The organism is Parabacteroides sp. AD58, from assembly GCF_023744375.2.
In the GTDB taxonomy this organism is placed as follows: Bacteria; Bacteroidota; Bacteroidia; order Bacteroidales; family Tannerellaceae; genus Parabacteroides; species Parabacteroides absconsus.
In genome coordinates this window covers 740,222-757,105 of sequence record NZ_CP146284.1, presented here as the reverse complement: position 1 = coordinate 757,105, position 16,884 = coordinate 740,222, and the positions used below count along the sequence as shown (strand labels likewise).

At 38.2% G+C, this 16,884-nt stretch carries 14 protein-coding genes; 7 read left to right on the top strand and 7 right to left on the bottom strand.

The features are described 5' to 3' along the window. The first annotated feature begins 3 nt into the window (after positions 1-3). On the top strand, positions 4-1,290 hold the full coding sequence (gene nqrF / locus NEE14_RS03185; RefSeq protein WP_422394672.1) for an NADH:ubiquinone reductase (Na(+)-transporting) subunit F: 1,287 nt from the start codon (positions 4-6) through the stop codon (positions 1,288-1,290). A 189-nt stretch (positions 1,291-1,479) separates the two neighbouring features. After that, positions 1,480-1,668, top strand: a complete 189-nt coding sequence (locus NEE14_RS03180; protein ID WP_251966395.1) for a hypothetical protein — start codon at positions 1,480-1,482, stop codon at positions 1,666-1,668. Between the two features lie 234 nt (positions 1,669-1,902). Here the strand turns inward: NEE14_RS03180 and NEE14_RS03175 are convergent, their stop codons facing one another. Beyond that, positions 1,903-2,358, bottom strand: coding sequence for a type I restriction enzyme HsdR N-terminal domain-containing protein (locus NEE14_RS03175; RefSeq protein WP_251966394.1), 456 nt, complete (start codon positions 2,356-2,358; stop codon positions 1,903-1,905). A 148-nt stretch (positions 2,359-2,506) separates the two neighbouring features. Here NEE14_RS03175 and NEE14_RS03170 point away from each other — a divergent pair, with 148 nt between their 5' ends. The 5 genes from NEE14_RS03170 to NEE14_RS03150 all read left to right on the top strand — a co-directional run bounded on the left by NEE14_RS03170 (position 2,507) and on the right by NEE14_RS03150 (position 7,354). Further along, the gene (locus NEE14_RS03170; protein ID WP_251966393.1) at positions 2,507-3,283 is read left to right on the top strand and encodes an AMP nucleosidase; all 777 of its coding nucleotides are present in this window, start codon (positions 2,507-2,509) and stop codon (positions 3,281-3,283) included. Positions 3,284-3,289: 6 nt separating this feature from the next. Beyond that, positions 3,290-4,312: a DNA polymerase III subunit delta gene (gene holA / locus NEE14_RS03165; RefSeq protein ID WP_251966392.1), complete on the top strand. Its 1,023-nt coding sequence runs from the start codon at positions 3,290-3,292 to the stop codon at positions 4,310-4,312. A gap of 811 nt (positions 4,313-5,123) precedes the next feature. Next, a complete protein-coding gene (locus NEE14_RS03160) occupies positions 5,124-5,591 on the top strand; it encodes a helix-turn-helix domain-containing protein (RefSeq protein WP_251966391.1) in 468 nt (155 codons plus the stop codon). Positions 5,592-5,672: 81 nt separating this feature from the next. Next, a complete protein-coding gene (locus NEE14_RS03155; RefSeq protein ID WP_251966390.1) occupies positions 5,673-6,455 on the top strand; it encodes a dihydroorotate dehydrogenase electron transfer subunit in 783 nt (260 codons plus the stop codon). After that, complete coding sequence (locus tag NEE14_RS03150) at positions 6,443-7,354, top strand: dihydroorotate dehydrogenase (protein ID WP_251966389.1); 912 nt, start codon at positions 6,443-6,445, stop codon at positions 7,352-7,354. Before NEE14_RS03155 ends, NEE14_RS03150 begins: the two co-directional genes overlap by 13 nt. Before the next feature lie 103 nt (positions 7,355-7,457). On the opposite strand, the gene NEE14_RS03145 is transcribed toward NEE14_RS03150, so the two are convergent. The 6 genes from NEE14_RS03145 to NEE14_RS03120 all read right to left on the bottom strand — a co-directional run bounded on the left by NEE14_RS03145 (position 7,458) and on the right by NEE14_RS03120 (position 16,883). Next, a complete protein-coding gene (locus NEE14_RS03145) occupies positions 7,458-8,708 on the bottom strand; it encodes a phosphoglycerate kinase (protein WP_251966388.1) in 1,251 nt (416 codons plus the stop codon). A gap of 84 nt (positions 8,709-8,792) precedes the next feature. Next, a complete protein-coding gene (locus tag NEE14_RS03140; protein ID WP_251966387.1) occupies positions 8,793-9,257 on the bottom strand; it encodes a hypothetical protein in 465 nt (154 codons plus the stop codon). A gap of 110 nt (positions 9,258-9,367) precedes the next feature. Beyond that, on the bottom strand, positions 9,368-11,419 hold the full coding sequence (htpG, locus tag NEE14_RS03135) for a molecular chaperone HtpG (protein ID WP_251966386.1): 2,052 nt from the start codon (positions 11,417-11,419) through the stop codon (positions 9,368-9,370). A gap of 409 nt (positions 11,420-11,828) precedes the next feature. After that, entirely contained in the window at positions 11,829-13,040 is a 1,212-nt protein-coding gene (locus NEE14_RS03130) for a sensor histidine kinase (protein ID WP_251966385.1), read from the bottom strand. Further along, entirely contained in the window at positions 13,037-13,714 is a 678-nt protein-coding gene (locus NEE14_RS03125; RefSeq protein ID WP_251966384.1) for a response regulator transcription factor, read from the bottom strand. Before NEE14_RS03125 ends, NEE14_RS03130 begins: the two co-directional genes overlap by 4 nt. A gap of 46 nt (positions 13,715-13,760) precedes the next feature. Beyond that, positions 13,761-16,883 carry an efflux RND transporter permease subunit gene (locus NEE14_RS03120; RefSeq protein ID WP_251966383.1) on the bottom strand — a complete coding sequence of 1,041 codons (3,123 nt, stop codon included), beginning with the start codon at positions 16,881-16,883 and terminating at the stop codon, positions 13,761-13,763. Position 16,884 lies beyond the last annotated feature (1 nt).

Here is a 16,884-nt window from a genome sequence, read left to right as displayed (position 1 = left end):
GATATGATTTTATTAATGTCGGGCGGACTTACAATCATTGCCAGTGCAGTTGTATTCCTTATTGTTACAATGATACTGGTAGGTGCATTGTTGTACGCTAAAGCAAAATTGGTTCCTTCAGGAAATGTAACGCTGAAGGTAAATGGAGAAAAAGAAATCAAAACGCCTATTGGAGGAACTCTGTTAGGAGCTTTGCAGAGTGGCGGTGTCTTTCTGTCTTCAGCCTGTGGTGGTGGTGGTAAATGTGGCCAGTGCCGTGCACAAGTACTTGAAGGTGGTGGTGAAATTCTGCCGACTGAAAAAGGCTTTTTCTCTCGCAAACAGCAGAAAGAACACTGGCGTTTGGCTTGCCAGTGCAAGGTGAAGGAAGACATGCAGGTAAAAGTACCTGAAGAAGTCTTGGGCGTTAAAGAATGGGAATGCGAAGTTATTTCTAATAAGAACGTAGCAACCTTCATCAAAGAATTTATTGTTCAGTTGCCGAAAGGCGAGCACATGGACTTTATTCCTGGTTCTTATGCTCAGATTAAGATTCCGGCATATTCAATGGATTATGACAAAGATATTGATAAGAGCTTAATTGGAGAGGAATATTTGCCAGCTTGGCAGAAGTTCGGCTTGTTTAGTCTGAAATGTAAAAATGACGAACCGACAATCCGTGCTTATTCTATGGCCAACTATCCGGCAGAAGGTGACCGTATCATGTTGACTGTCCGTATCGCTACACCTCCGTTCAAACCGAAACCACAGGTAGGTTTCCAGGATGTAATGCCGGGTATAGCTTCATCTTACATCTTTACGCTGAAGCCGGGTGATAAAGTTACCATGAGTGGCCCTTATGGAGATTTCCATCCGATCTTCAATTCTAAACGTGAAATGATGTGGATTGGTGGTGGTGCCGGTATGGCTCCGTTGCGTGCTCAGATTATGCACATGATGAAGACTTTGAAGACAACCGATCGTAAGATGTCATATTTCTATGGCGCTCGTGCCTTGAATGAAGTATTCTACTTGCAGGATTTCTTGGATTTGGAAAAAGAATTCCCGAACTTCTCATTCCATTTGGCTCTTGACCGTCCGGATCCTGCAGCTGATGCAGCTGGTGTTAAGTATACTCCGGGCTTCGTTCATCAGGTAATCTACAATACTTATCTGAAAGATCATGAAGCTCCTGAAGATATTGAATACTATATGTGTGGTCCTGGTCCAATGTCAAAGGCTGTAGAAAATATGCTTGACAGTCTGGGTGTTCCGATGGAAATGTTACATTTTGATAACTTTGGTGGTTAATCTGATAAGAACACAGATCCAGAATATTTAGAGAGAGGATGTGATCTTTGAGATCACATCCTTTTTTAGTTTAATAGCAAAACCTCAACAAAAACTGACCGTTTTTTTGAATAAAAGGACAATAATTATGCAGCATATTACGTTTATATTACATCTAAGCTAATAAAGAATCGTAAATAGAAATAGCTTATGAAACCATTGATATTATCTTTTTTTACAGTAATTCTGATTTACTCTTTGTTCTTCGATCATGATGAACAAAAAGAGCATGAGTATCAGTTTGGATTAGATAGTTCTATGAATCTTGATAAAAAATTTCAGGAGCATCATCCGGCTGATTCAGTCAGCTTTCTTGCTGCCCATAATAAGAAAGTGTAATGATTGGAGAGTGTGAGTGTTAGTGTGTAGACGACAGAAGAAATTTTGTAAACTGATGAGCTGGATATTTCAGGGATGAAATATCTAGCTTTTTTATTTTGTATAATTTACCGCCATTCTTAGTTTATAGAAATACTTTGTTTATTGCTCCCGAGAATCAAATTCATTCATACGAGAATCAAATTCAATTCTCGTTAGTTTTGATGTGCGAACTATATACTTAGAAAATTCAGTCTATTTTATGGCATCACTAAATGTTGGAATATCTTTCAGAAACGCATACGTTTGCTTCTCATAATCTATCTGACAGCAGATATGCCTTATGCCATTACTCACGATCAGATAACGGGCATGTAAAGACATGTTATAACGAAGAATTTGGCGGAATACTTCTTCTGTAATTTCCACATGTGGCGCTTTGTATTCCACTATGATGAAAGGTCTCTGTTCTGCATTAAAGATAATTGTATCACAGCGCTTCGAAGTATTATGTAACTTGATAGATACTTCATTGGCTATCATCTCAATGGGATAATGCTTTTCCGTAATCAGGTAATTTACAAAATGTTGTCGGACCCATTCTTCAGGAGTCAGTGAGACATGCTTTTTCCGTACTTTATCAAAGATAAATGTTTTGCCATTTTTCTCAGTGATCCGGGCCGGAAAATCAGGTAAAGTTAAATTGTTCATATTAACCAGATAAATACATACAAAAGTATAAAAGAAATTGAGTTCATTGGCATTTGTGCGGTAACTGGATCATTAAATTTCTAATTTTATTGTACATTTGTTTTTGATAGTTGAGAACTATTCATAAAACAAGAATAATATTGCCAATATGAAAACGAAACAGGAAATTGTGGAGAATTGGTTGCCGCGTTATACGGAGCGAAGGCTGGAAGATTTTACCAAGCATATCTTGCTGACCAATTTTACTAAATATGTTGAGATTTTTGCCGAATACTATAAAGTTCCAATTTTAGGATTAAAAAGTTCCATGCCCAATGCAGCAGCAGATGGTATGACTATTATTAATTTTGGAATGGGTAGCTCGAATGCTGCCACAATTATGGACTTGCTGTCGGCTATCAAACCAGACGCTGTATTATTTCTGGGAAAGTGTGGCGGTTTGAAAAAAGTAAACCATTTAGGGGATTATTTACTGCCGATCGCAGCCATCCGTGGCGAAGGAACCTCTAATGAATACTTGCCCCCAGAAGTACCTTCACTTCCTGCCTTTTCCATGTTAAGAGCTATTTCTTCAGCTATACGTGACCATGGCAAGGATTATTGGACAGGCACTGTTTATACAACCAATCGGAGGGTCTGGGAATATGATTCAGATTTCAAAGATTATTTGAAAAAAACCCACGCAACCGGGATTGATATGGAGACGGCTACATTATTGACTGCGGGTTTTGCGAATAAAATTCCTACGGGCGCCTTGCTTATGATCTCAGATATGCCTTTGGAAGAAGGGGGAATTAAAACAGAAGCAAGCGACAAAGAAGTGACTCGTCTTTTTGTTGAAGAACATGTACATTTAGGCATGGAGTCTTTGAAACAAATTATCGATGAGAAAAAAACGATTCAACATATCCTGTTTAGTTGGTAACAACCTATGGCAAAAAAAGAATATACGTTTGAAGAAATATGTCGTGACATTCAGAACAGACATTTCAGCCCGGTCTATGTTTTAATGGGTGAAGAGCCCTACTTTATCGACAAGATAACAGACTTATTGCTTGCTACCGTACTGGAGGAATCTGAAAAGGATTTCAATCAGTTGCTACTTTATGGAGCAGAAACAGATGCCGTAACAATCATTAATGCGGCACGAAGATTCCCGATGATGTCGGAATATCAATTGATCGTCGTACGTGAAGCCCAGCAGATGCGAGATATAGAGGTGCTGGCGACTTACGTTAAAAAGCCATTGGCATCAACAATCTTAGTGATTAATTATAAATACAAGACGCTTGATCGCCGCAAATCATTAGCATCGGCTGTTGAAAATAACGGTATTTTATTCGAATCAAAAAAGATACCGGAATATAAAATTCCGTCTTTTATTACAGGTCATTTTCAATCACGTTCCCTGACTATTGATCCTAAAGCCGCTCAAATGCTCTCAGATTGCCTGGGAAACGATTTAAATAGATTGGATAAGGAATTAGATAAGCTGAAAATTATCTTAGCTGAAAAAGGCTTAAATCGTGTCACGCCGGAGCTGGTAGAACAAAATGTCGGCATAAGTAAAGAATACAATAACTTCGAGCTCCTCCGAGCTATTTCCACGAAAGATATTTTGAAGGCAAATCGAATCATTCAATACTTCAAGGATAATCCAAAAAGTAATCCCATACAGGCTATACTTGCTGTATTATTTAACTATTTCTCAAATCTGCTGATTTGCTATTATACCAAAGATCGTTCGGAAAGTGGACTCATGCAGGCATTAGGAATTCGGGCGAACTTTCAGTTGAAAGATTACACGGCAGGACTAAGAAATTATTCGGCCATGAAAGTTTTTAATGTCATTGCTGAGATCCGATTAGCAGATGCCCAGTCGAAAGGTGTCGGCAATGTTTCAACAGACAATGGAGAAATCATGAAATACCTTCTTTATAAAATTCTACATTAGAATTTATCTTTTACAGACAATAGAAAGCAATTTTAAGGCTATTCTTCTGAAATGAATTTTTATTCAAATCAGAAAAATAGCCTTTTTTAGTTGATATTCTGTTATTTATATCCAATTTAACCCCTTCAAAATTCAAATATTTGAAAGCATTTGTACATGTGATGGGAAATATGTCCAAAATCAGGCTGTTTAGACAATTTATCTATATAAAAAGTTTTACTGTAAATAATGGTCGGGGAATATTATGTCATTTTGTCATAAATATAAAGACAATATAAGCCATACATAAAGCAATGTAAACGAATCCATGGGAGTATACAAATGTAATGAAACAAAATGTAAGATTAATCTGAATACATTAATATACAAAATAATGAAAAATAAATATGGATACAAATGTATTCATACCTGATTTGTATACATATATAAATGTAATAGGGGATAGTATACTTCTTTTTGAAGTGAATAATATCTATAATAATACCAGTTTTATACAACTAAAATTTAAACTAACGGATAAAATTATAAGTTTGTCAACAGTTATTCTAGCTTACATTTGTAAATTAAAGATGTATTTATTCATATATAATACATTTATTACCAGATATTTGATATTTATTATTCAAGTGATAGTTTAATGAGTATATTTTTGGAAACATAACTTACATGAAACAATTGTATATTTAGGTTTACAAAATGATGTGTATATTTTTATAACAATAAATTTGATTGTTTACAAATATTGTTTACCTTTGTATTGTTGTATAACAAGCATTCAAATTGCTACGAATAAGACAAAATGACAGATTCTATGGACTATGAAGTTGTAAATATGAAGGATCGGATCGTGAAAATAATGGAACGAGAACGAATGGGTCAAGCACAGTTTGCCAGTGCTATAGGAATTCAGCGTGCGGCGATGTCACACATCATATCTGGACGGAATAATCCAAGTTTGGATGTTATGCTAAAAATATTGCATCGCTACCCACAGCTGAATCCGGATTGGTTATTATTCGGTAAAGGAGAAATGTTACGTAGCAGTGATTCTTCAGTAGAGCAGGCAGAAGACCAGGCTAAAACTCCACCTCAACTGCATTTAATGGCTGATGATCATGTAGAAGTTTCGCAAGCAGCTCTTAACACGGAAAGAGAGCCATTGGAGGAACAAATGGCTATATCCGTAGAAAAAACGAGTAAAACCGTTAGTCGAATTATGGTATTTTATTCAGATAATACTTATGATACGTTTGTTCCTGAGCGCGTAGATGAAGAATAATATTTGCATCAACGGCAGGAATCCTATATTTATATTTGTTTCTTTTGTATCTTTGTAGGAAAACTTTGTAATCATTTAGATATGAAGAAGTATATGCTTGATATGAAGGTGACGGAAAATTGTCGGCTTCATCATAATTATTGTCTGCTAAAGCTTACAGCAGATGAACCCTTGCCGGATATGAATCCCGGCCAATTTGTACAAGTTAGAGTAGCCAATTCAGCTACAACCTTCTTGAGGCGCCCAATATCCGTTAACTTTGTTGATAAGCAGACAAATGAGCTCTGGTTATTGATTCAGTTGGTTGGTGATGGAACCCGCAAGTTAGCCGAAGCAAAAAGAGGGGATTTAATAAACATTTTGCTGCCATTAGGAAACGGATTCTCTTTGCCAAATCTGGGTGAAGCGAAGAAGTTGCTTTTGATTGGTGGTGGTGTCGGCACGGCCCCCATGCTATATTTGGGAGCCCGTCTGAAAGAAATGGGATGTGAACCTATATTCTTGTTGGGTGCTCGTTCTAAGAATGATTTACTCCAGTTGGACCTGTTTGAGCAATATGGAAAGGTATACGTAACTACAGAAGATGGTTCGATGGGAGAAAAAGGGTATGTTACCAATCACTCTGTATTGCAATCAGTTCATTTTGATCAGATTTATACGTGTGGGCCTAAGCCAATGATGATGGCAGTTGCTAAATATGCTGCTGGAGAGTCAATAGCTTGTGAAGTCTCTTTAGAGAACACTATGGCTTGTGGTATTGGTGCTTGTCTTTGTTGTGTAGAGAAGACCAAAGACGAACATCATGTGTGTGTATGTACGGAAGGACCTGTTTTTAATATTGAAAAATTATCATGGCTGAACTAAGTGTTAATATAGGAAATTTGCAGTTGAAGAATCCGGTAATGACTGCATCAGGCACGTTTGGATATGGCATAGAATATGCTGATTTTATTGACATTTCCCGTTTAGGAGGTATTTTTGTTAAAGGAACAACCATACAACCGCGCGAAGGTAATCCGTACCCGAGAATGGCAGAGACACCGGCAGGAATGCTTAATGCAGTCGGGTTACAAAATAAGGGTGCTCAATATTTTGCGGATCATATTTATCCAGAAATTAAGGATATTGATACGAATATGATTGTGAATGTAAGTGGATCTTCAGTTGAAACTTATGTGGAATGTGCTGAAAAAATAGCTGAACTGGATCGGATCCCGGCTATTGAGCTGAATATATCCTGCCCGAATGTCAAACAAGGAGGTATGTCGTTTGGTGTAACAGCCCATGGAGCTGCGGAGGTTGTCCGGGCAGTTCGTAAGGCTTATCCAAAGACCCTTATTGTAAAACTTTCACCAAATGTAACAGATATAACCGAGATCGCCCGGGCAGTTGAAGCAGAAGGAGCAGATGCTGTTTCTATGATCAATACAATGATGGGAATGGCTATTAATGCTGAAAAACGAAAACCAGTTTTATCTACAATAACTGGAGGTCTTTCGGGGCCTTGCGTTAAGCCCGTTGCCCTCCGGATGGTATGGCAGAGCGCCAAGGTTTTGAACATTCCGATTATCGGGTTAGGAGGTATATCTAATTGGAAAGATGCTGTTGAATTTATGTTGGCGGGAGCAACAGCTATACAGATTGGAACTTATAATTTTATAGATCCTACCATTTCTATTCAGGTAATAGATGGAATCAATGACTACTGTGATCGGCACGGGTTCAAATCTGTAAAGGAAATAATTGGAGCATTAGAGATATAAATCATTTTTCTGTTTTTAGTCAGGAATAATGATAAAAAGAAAAAGGGAGAAAATCGGGTTTTAACCTCATTTTCTCCCTTTAGTTTTATAACGTTAGTGCTAATTATTCACCTTTGATTGCAGCGATACCCGGTAAAACTTTACCTTCGATAGCTTCCAACAAAGCACCACCACCTGTAGAGATGTAAGAAACCTTGTCTGCCATACCAAATTTGTTGATACAAGCAACTGAGTCACCCCCACCAATTAATGAGAAAGCACCGTTAGCTGTTGCTTCTGCAATAGCTTCAGCAATAGCACGTGAACCTGCAGTAAAGTTATCAAATTCAAATACACCAGCAGGACCGTTCCAAAGGATTGTCTTAGCACCTTTAATAGCATCTGCAAAAGCCTTACGAGTCTCAGGACCAGCATCCAAACCTTCCCAACCATCAGGAACATCGTTAGCCGGGCAGATCATAGTGTGGGCATCATTTGAAAATGCATCAGCTGCTACACAGTCTGTACCTAATACCAGGTTAACACCTTTAGCTTTAGCTTTAGCAATGATGTCCAAAGCCAAGTCCAGCTTATCATCTTCGCAGATAGACATACCAATCTTTCCACCTTGAGCCTTAGCAAATGTGTAAGTCATACCACCACATAAGATCAAGTTATCTACCTTGTCCATCAGGTTTTCAATAATACCAATTTTTGTGGATACTTTAGAACCACCCATGATAGCAGTAAACGGATGTTTGATATTGCTTAATACATTATCTACAGCCTGTACTTCTTTTTCCATCAGGTAGCCTAACATCTTATGGTCAGCATCAAAATAATCAGCGATAACAGCTGTTGATGCATGCTTACGGTGTGCAGTACCAAATGCATCATTTACATAACAATCAGCATAAGAAGCTAAAGTTTTTGCGAATTCTTTTTGAGAAGCCTTCATAGCCTTCTTTGCTTCTTCGTAGCCTGGATCTTCTTTTTCAATGCCTACAGGTTTACCTTCTTCTTCCGGATAGAAACGTAAGTTTTCCAACAGAAGAACTTCTCCTGGTTTCAATGCAGCAGCAGCGTCGCCTGCTTTTGCACAATCTGGAGCAAATTTAACAGGAACACCCAGCTGAGCTGATACAGCATCAACAATTTGGCTCAATGAATACTTGGCGTTTACCTTTCCTTTCGGTTTGCCCATGTGAGACATAATGATTAAGCTACCACCGTCTGCCAAAATCTTTTTCAATGTAGGCAGAGCACCACGAATACGGGTATCATCTGTAATTTTACCATTTTCGTCGAGAGGTACATTGAAGTCCACGCGAACAATTGCCTTTTTACCGGCAAAATTAAACTGATCAATTGTCATAATATTGTCTATTTAAAAAATATGGTCATTTATACATGCAAACTTACATAAAAATATTTTTATTTCGGTACAGCTTTGCATTTTTTATTCTATAAGTTTGAATCGCAAACGCAAACGCCCTTCGTTATAGTCGTATGTGAGCAACTTGAAATGTCCTATTTCTGAGGTGTTTTGCACATGCGCTCCTATGCAGGCACACGCATCATAGTCTCCGATGCGCACAATCCGAAGAGTTGAACTTGCATCCTCTGGTAATTTACTTAAATCAACAATGGCTGCTGCTGCTTCTCTTGGCATGAATTCAATAGTTACCGGCAAATGCTGATCTATCACTTCATTTACTCGCCGTTCAATTTCCTGCATTTGTTCGGGGGTAGGAGCTTCCGGTAATTCGTAATCGCATTTACTCTTCTTCCGTTCTATGTGGGCATTCCTCGACCTCGGGCAACCAAACATCCTAACCATAGTCTGGTTTAGAATATGTTCTGTTGTGTGCATAGGAGGATATTCCTGCTTGTTATGTTCGTTCAATTGAATTTCCTGTTCCATAAATAAAATCAACTGTTTCTAATAAAAAAAGAGATTATCAGGAATCTCTTCATTGATTCCCGACAATCTCTTTCTTTCAGTCTTAATAAATTGAATATTTCATTCCTTTATCAATGTATCAAGTCAACACTGCGTTTGATGAAGTTGCTCAAAGCTTCGCCTTTCAGTAAGCCGTTGCTTAATAAGGCTAAGTCAATCAACTGACTAACTTTCTTGTTGCTAGCTGCATATTCGGCAATAATCTTATTGCACTCAACACGCAATTCTGCAATCTTTTTATTTGTATTAGTCATGTCTTCTTTTTCAGCTTCCGTGATTTCCTCTTCTTTTTTACTATTTTGAGTTTCACGCAAATCTGACTGACGAGCTTTCCATCCCTTCATATCGGCCAGAATAGGCTGTAATTTTTCATTACATGCTGATTCTTCACTTGCCAAAATGTCTTTTACTAAGGCGTGATCTGTATTAATTACCAGATTATAGCTATCAGGCATTTCTCCGTAGAAAGACATTCCCGGCTGCATAGCCGACATCTCACGCATACGACGCATATATTCACCTTGTGTCAGTACAACAGGATTAGAATTTTCTCCTAAAGCTTCCAAAGTGACCATAAACTCAGTCTTTTCCAGTTTAGGCAATTGGCTCTTGAAGATTTCCTGCAATGCTTCCCGCTGTTGTTCTTCCAATGAAACTTTTCCGACGTCTTCTTTAGCAATCAAACGGTCGATTGTATCACTATCTACACGAACGAAACGGACTTTATCCAACTTTTGTTCCAACTGGCCAATAGCATGAACATCCAACTGACCATTCATAACCAATACGCTGTATCCTTTATCCTTGGCGGCCTGGATATAACTGTATTGTTCATTCTTATTCGTCGTGTACAAATAAACCAGTGTACCGTCTTTGTCTGTCTGATTGTCTTTAATTAACGTCTTGTATTCATCAAGCGTATAATATTTATCATCAATGTCTTTCAGCAAGGCAAACTTAACTGCACGATCATAGAATTTTTCATCTGTCAACATTCCATACTGAATGAAGAGCTTCAGATAATCCCATTTTTCTTCGAATTGTTTCCGGTCTGTTTTGAAGATTTCTTCCAAGCGATCGGCTACTTTTTTCGTAATATGGCTTGAAATCTTCTTTACATTCTGGTCGCTCTGCAGATAGGAACGTGAAACATTCAATGGGATATCCGGTGAATCGATTACACCATGCAGCAATGTAAGGAATTCAGGTACGATTCCTTCTACAGAATCTGTGACGAATACCTGATTGCAATACAACTGAATCTTGTTCCGGTGTAAATCAATATTACTCTTGATACGTGGGAAGTAAAGAATACCTGTCAGATTAAACGGATAATCCACATTTAAGTGAATCCAGAAAAGCGGTTCGTCTGACATCGGATAAAGTTCCTGATAGAACTTTTTATAATCTTCATCTTTCAAATCAGCCGGTTTACGAACCCAGGCCGGTGTCGTATCATTAATAATATTATCCTCATCGGTATCCACATATTTACCGTCTTTCCATTCCTGTTTTTTACCGAATGCGATAGGAACAGGCAAGAAACGACAGTATTTCTTCAGCAGGTCTGTAATTTTCTGTTGATTCAGAAAATCTTTATTTTCATCATCAATGTACAGAATAATATCAGTACCACGGTCTGCCTTTTCAGTTTCTTCCAAGGTATAAGTAGGAGTACCGTCGCAGCTCCATTTTACAGCTTGTGCGCCTTCTTTATATGACTTGGTAACAATTTCTACCTTCTTTGATACCATGAAAGAGGAGTAGAATCCCAACCCGAAATGACCGATGATTGCTGCTGCATCATTCTTATATTTCTCAACAAATTCTTCAGCACCTGAAAAGGCTATCTGATTGATATATTTATCGATTTCTTCAGCCGTCATACCAATACCTCTATCAGAGATGGTAATCGTCTGATCGTCGAATTTAACACGAACTGTCAGATCACCCATTTCACCTTTGAATTCACCAACTGAGGCCAATGTCTTCAATTTCTGCGTGGCATCGACTGCATTTGAAACGAGTTCACGTAAGAAAATTTCGTGATCACTATACAAGAACTTTTTGATGATCGGGAAGATGTTTTCACTTGTAACCCCGATATTACCATTCTTATTCATATTTATATTTTTTATTGTTATCTGATTAATTTAGCTTGTTTATTCAATCGTGCAAGCCATTAATTTTTCTACAAATTAAGTACCAAAGTCGTTTATAGAGACAAAAAGAAATATTATATGACATTTCTTCAGTTTGTCAATAGAGCTACTGCCAAATTTTCTTATGTAAGACAGGAGCATTAAAAAGGAATCCATAAAATGTAATTGAATACTTTGATCACAAAATAAAAGGAAATAGATAACGAAATAAACGAGAAATAAAAACGATTCTCGTTAGTTCTGTTTCCATAGTACTGCACTTTTACAAATGAAACCCTATTGATTTATAATTACGATTATGTTAAATAGAAAATATATGAAATACCTGTTTGGGTTCTTCCTATTATAATTATACTCAGAATAACTGAATTTACTTACTTCTCTGTGTTGATATTGAAGATGGCTGGAAACAAATATGAACTTGAGTTCCCTTGTTTAATTCTGAATTGATTTTTACACGAGCGCCGAATGATTTTAGAATCCGAACAGATAATGTCAAACCAATGCCTTGTCCTTCAAAACCTCTTGCATTTTTACCCCGATAAAATGGCTGGAAAATACGTTTGATGTCATCTGAAGAAATACCAATTCCTTGATCTTCAATATATACATTGTAACCTTTAGTACGTATTTCGACTTCTTTTCCTTTCGAATATTTGTAAGCGTTGTTGATAATGTTTTGAATAGCAATACCTAATAAATGTGGATTGGCTTCAACAATTACCTCAGGGCCCTCCTTTTTAAAACGAACTGGATCAGTTACTAATGTTTGAAAAAAATCCTGTAAATGAATAGGTTCGATAGCACTATTAATGATTTCTTTGTCTCCTCTAGAAAGAAATAGCAAGTGTTTCATCAGAATAATCATTCGTTGGCTTTCAGACTTAATACGTTCTAAGGCAGATGCATATTCTGCTGGAGTTCGTTCCCGCAACAGCGTTATTTCGCATTCTCCTTGAATGGCTGTCAACGGATTATTCAGTTCATGAGAAGCATTACTAATAAAAGATTTCTCATTTTGATAAGCTTCGTCTATCTGGTTCACTAAACGTCCGGCATATAATTTACCAACTCCATAGACAAGGACAGCTGTTAGTCCAAAGGCTGCAAGCAGTAACCAGCCCATGCGAGCAATAATGTCCGCACCATATTGATTATTGGATCGAATTAAGACGATAAAATTCCCTTCATTATCTGGATAATAAATGGCTACACCATATTGATGTTCTTTTCCTTCAAAATGTACGATATGTTTTGAATACAATTCATTTATGTCTTCGTCCGATAAATAACGGGATAATGACTTTCTAGCCTTAATAATGGAATCTGCATTCAGAATTAACTCCTTAGCAATTGGTAATGCCTGATCATAACGCTTTTGCACCAGATCGTAGCTTGCATCATCCAATTCATCCCGTTCCCAATATTTTTCAGCTGTAGCGATTGCTCGTTCAGCCAGATACGATTCATATACTTTATTAATAGATCGTGCTGTGAGGATATAGAATAATACCACCACGAACACAACCAATCCCATGATAAGCCATGTATATACCCAAACTATCTTGTTTCCTGTTTTCATGCTTCCATCATATAGCCGACTCCTACTACCGTATGAATCAATTTTTTGTCAAAACCTTTATCTATTTTAGAGCGGAGGTAATTGACATATACATCTACGATATTTGTATTGGTATCAAAATTCTTGTCCCAGACTTCCCGCAAGAGCTGCATCCGGCTCAGTGCAGAGCCTTGATTGTGCATAAAGAATTCCAACAACCGGCATTCTTTTACTGTCAGGTCGATCGGCTGTCCGTTCCGATAAGCTCTCCGGGTAGCTGTGTTTAATTGCAGGTCTGCACATTCCAGGATTGCCGCAGAAGGGTGAGGCTCCCTCCTACGCAGCAATGCCCGTAATCTGGCCTGTAATTCGGCAAAACTAAAAGGTTTAGATATATAATCGTCGGCTCCTGCATCCAATCCAGCTACAATGTCATCAGTAGTTCCTAAAGCCGTTACCATAAGGATTGGAGTAACATATCCAAATTTCTGGCGGAACAGCTGGCAAAGTTGCAGGCCATCCATCTGGGGCATGATAATGTCAAGCATCAATAGATCAAATGATTCTTGGCAAATCATACCCCAAGCCTCTTCCCCATTGCTGGCCGTTACGACAGTATAACCGAATTCTTCCAATCCCCTTTTAATGAAGGAAGCAATGTTTATCTCATCTTCTGCCACTAAAATTTTAGCCATATTTCTCGCATTGAATTTTCACAAAATTAAATCATATCAACCGTCTTCACAATTTTCTTTGTTTTAATTTCCCATTTTTATCGAATAGAACCATTCTGTAGACAGCTTCGACCATCAACGGGAATATAAATAAAGTGAAAATGGTTGCTGTCACCAAGCCTCCAATGATGACAATAGCTAGCGGACGTTGACTTTCGGATCCGATACCAGTACTTACAGCTGCTGGCATCAAACCGATAGTTGCCATCATAGCCGTCATCAAGACAGAACGTACCCGGACTTTTACACTCTGGTGAATAGCGTCTTCCAGTTTTAATCCGTTCCACAGGTTTTGCTTAATATCAGAAACAACAATAACTCCATTCTGAATGCAAATACCAAAAAGAGCAATGAATCCAATACCAGCAGAAATGGAAAAATTAAATCCGGTAATTAACAAAGCACCTATTCCTCCAACTGCTGCATAAGGAACATTCAATAAAACCAGACCAGCATCTCTTGAATTTCCAAAAAGAACAAACAGAATAATAAAAATAATAGCTATACTGATAGGAACAACTTGCGCCAATCGTTTACTGGCTCGTTGCTGATTCTCAAAATCGCCGGTCCATTTCAAGGTATAACCCTCAGGGAGAGAAACCTGTTGAGATACTTTCTGTTGAGCTTCTTTTACGGCACTTCCCATATCCCGCCCCCTGACAGAGAATTTCACCGCACAAAAGCGGGTATGATTATCTCTGTATATAATCAACGGTCCGGTGATTGTTTTGATATCGGCCAGTTCTTGGATTGGAATCATTGCCCCATCTTTAGCCGGAACTAAAATTTTACCGATTTCTTCCTCATTTCTTCTGAATTCTTCCGCATAACGAACCATGATGTGAAATTTCCGTTCATCTTCGTATAGCAAAGAAGCACTTTTCCCTCCTATCGCCATTTCAATGATCGACTGAATATCTTCTTTAGCAACGCCATATCTGGCTAAACTGGCTTCGTTTAGTTCAATCCTCAGTTCTGGTTGACCAATATTCCTGATAACGCCCAAGTCTTCAATGCCTTCGACTGTCTGCAATACATTATATATCTTATCCGCCGTTTGCTCCGATTCATATAGATCTTTACCAAATACTTTGACGGCGATGGACCCTTTCACTCCACTGGCTGCTTCTTCAACATTATCGGTTATCGGCTGGGAAAAATTAAAATCTATCCCTGGATATACTTTTAGGTCGTTTTGCAGTTTCTCTATCAGTTCACTCTTGGTAAGCTTGCTTTTCCACTCCTTTTCGGGATAAATATCTACATGAAATTCTATATTGTAGAATCCAGTCGCATCTGTTCCGTCGTTTGGACGCCCGGTTTGTGACAAAACTTTTCTTACTTCATCATATGATAGTAATTTTCCTCGTATTTCGTTGGCTAACTTGACGGATTCCTGTAAAGATATGCTTTGTGGTAAAGTTGCCCGGATATAAATTGAACCTTCATTCAACTGCGGGAGGAATTCTGTTCCTAACCAGGTAAAGCTCCATAAACCCAAAATAGCAACAAGAGTAGCTATTGTTATAACTCGTTTCCGACATCGATGACAGTACTCAAACACGTTTGAAGCGTATTTATTTACGACATTCAAAAACGGATTGTGTTTTTCTCTGACATTTGTCTTTAACAAGATAGATGACAGGAGAGGAACTAAAGTCAGGGTAAAAAGAAGAGCTCCCAATAAAGCAAATCCTAAAGTATAGGCCAGTGGACTGAACATCTTCCCTTCTACTTTCTGGAAAGAAAAAATGGGAATGAGAGCCGTGATGATAATCATTTTGGAGAAGAAAACAGACTTCGCTTGTCTTTTGGCAGTTTTTCTGATGATTCCCATCTTACTCATTACATTGAAAGCCGGCATACCGACTTCCCTCGCTTTCTTGTCAAGCATGACAAAAAGTCCTTCTGTCATGACGACAGCTCCATCGACAATGATACCAAAGTCTATAGCTCCCATTGAGAGCAGATTGGCACTCATCCCCATGACATGCAAACAAATAAACGCAAACAATAATGCCAATGGGATGATAACAGCAACAATAACGGTCGTTCTCCAGTCTGCCATAAAGATCAGAATAACAAAGATGACGAAAACAAGTCCTTCCGTCAGATTCTTCGTAACCGTATGTACAGCCAGGTGTACCAGATCTTCCCGATCGTAGAAAGGAACTATGCGGACATCATCCGGCAGTTCCGATTGTATTTCCTTGATTTTATCTTTTAAGGCATTAATAACCAGTTCTGGATTTTCACCTTTCCGCATGACAACAATTCCTTCTACTACATCATCTTTATCCATGCAGCCAACCTGACCTAAACGTGGCAGGCAAGATTCTTTAACGGTAGCTAAGTGTTTTACTAAAATGGGTGTTCCGTTGATATTCTTTACAACGATATTCTCAATTTCCTTGATATCGTTTATTAATCCAATTCCACGAACAACGTAGGCTTGTGAACTTTTAGTAATAATATCGCCACCTACGTTCAGATTACTTTTGGAAATGGCTTCATACAATTCTAATGTGGAAATCCCGTAACTCATCAGCTGATTGGGATTTACACTAACTTCGAATGTCTTTACTTCTCCTCCGAAACTGACAATATCCGCTACACCAGGAACGGCTCTCAGCTTTCGCTCGATGGTCCAGTCCTGCCATGTCTTCAATTCTCTGACAGAACGTTTGCTACTTTGCAGTGTGTACCGGAAAATTTCCCCTGTCGGTCCATACAGCGGTTGTACTTCTGGAGTTATGCCTTCGGGTAAATCAGCATCATTTAATAGATTATATACCTGCTGCCGTGCAAAGAAATCATCTACATGGTCTTCAAACATTACGTTGACTACAGATAGGCCAAATAAAGTTGAACTACGAATATCCGTTTTCTTCTGCACCGAATTCATGGCAATTTCAATAGGGATCGTTATGAACTTCTCTACTTCTTCGGCACTGCGTCCTGGCCATTGCGTGATGATCGTTACTTTTGTATTCGTCACATCCGGAAAGGCGTCTATGGGAGTATGGGTGAAACTGGCGATACCAATAAGGATACTTAATCCCGTACAAAAGAATATAAAGAATTTATTCTTCAGTGAAAATGTAATTATCTTGTCAATAAATGAATGCATG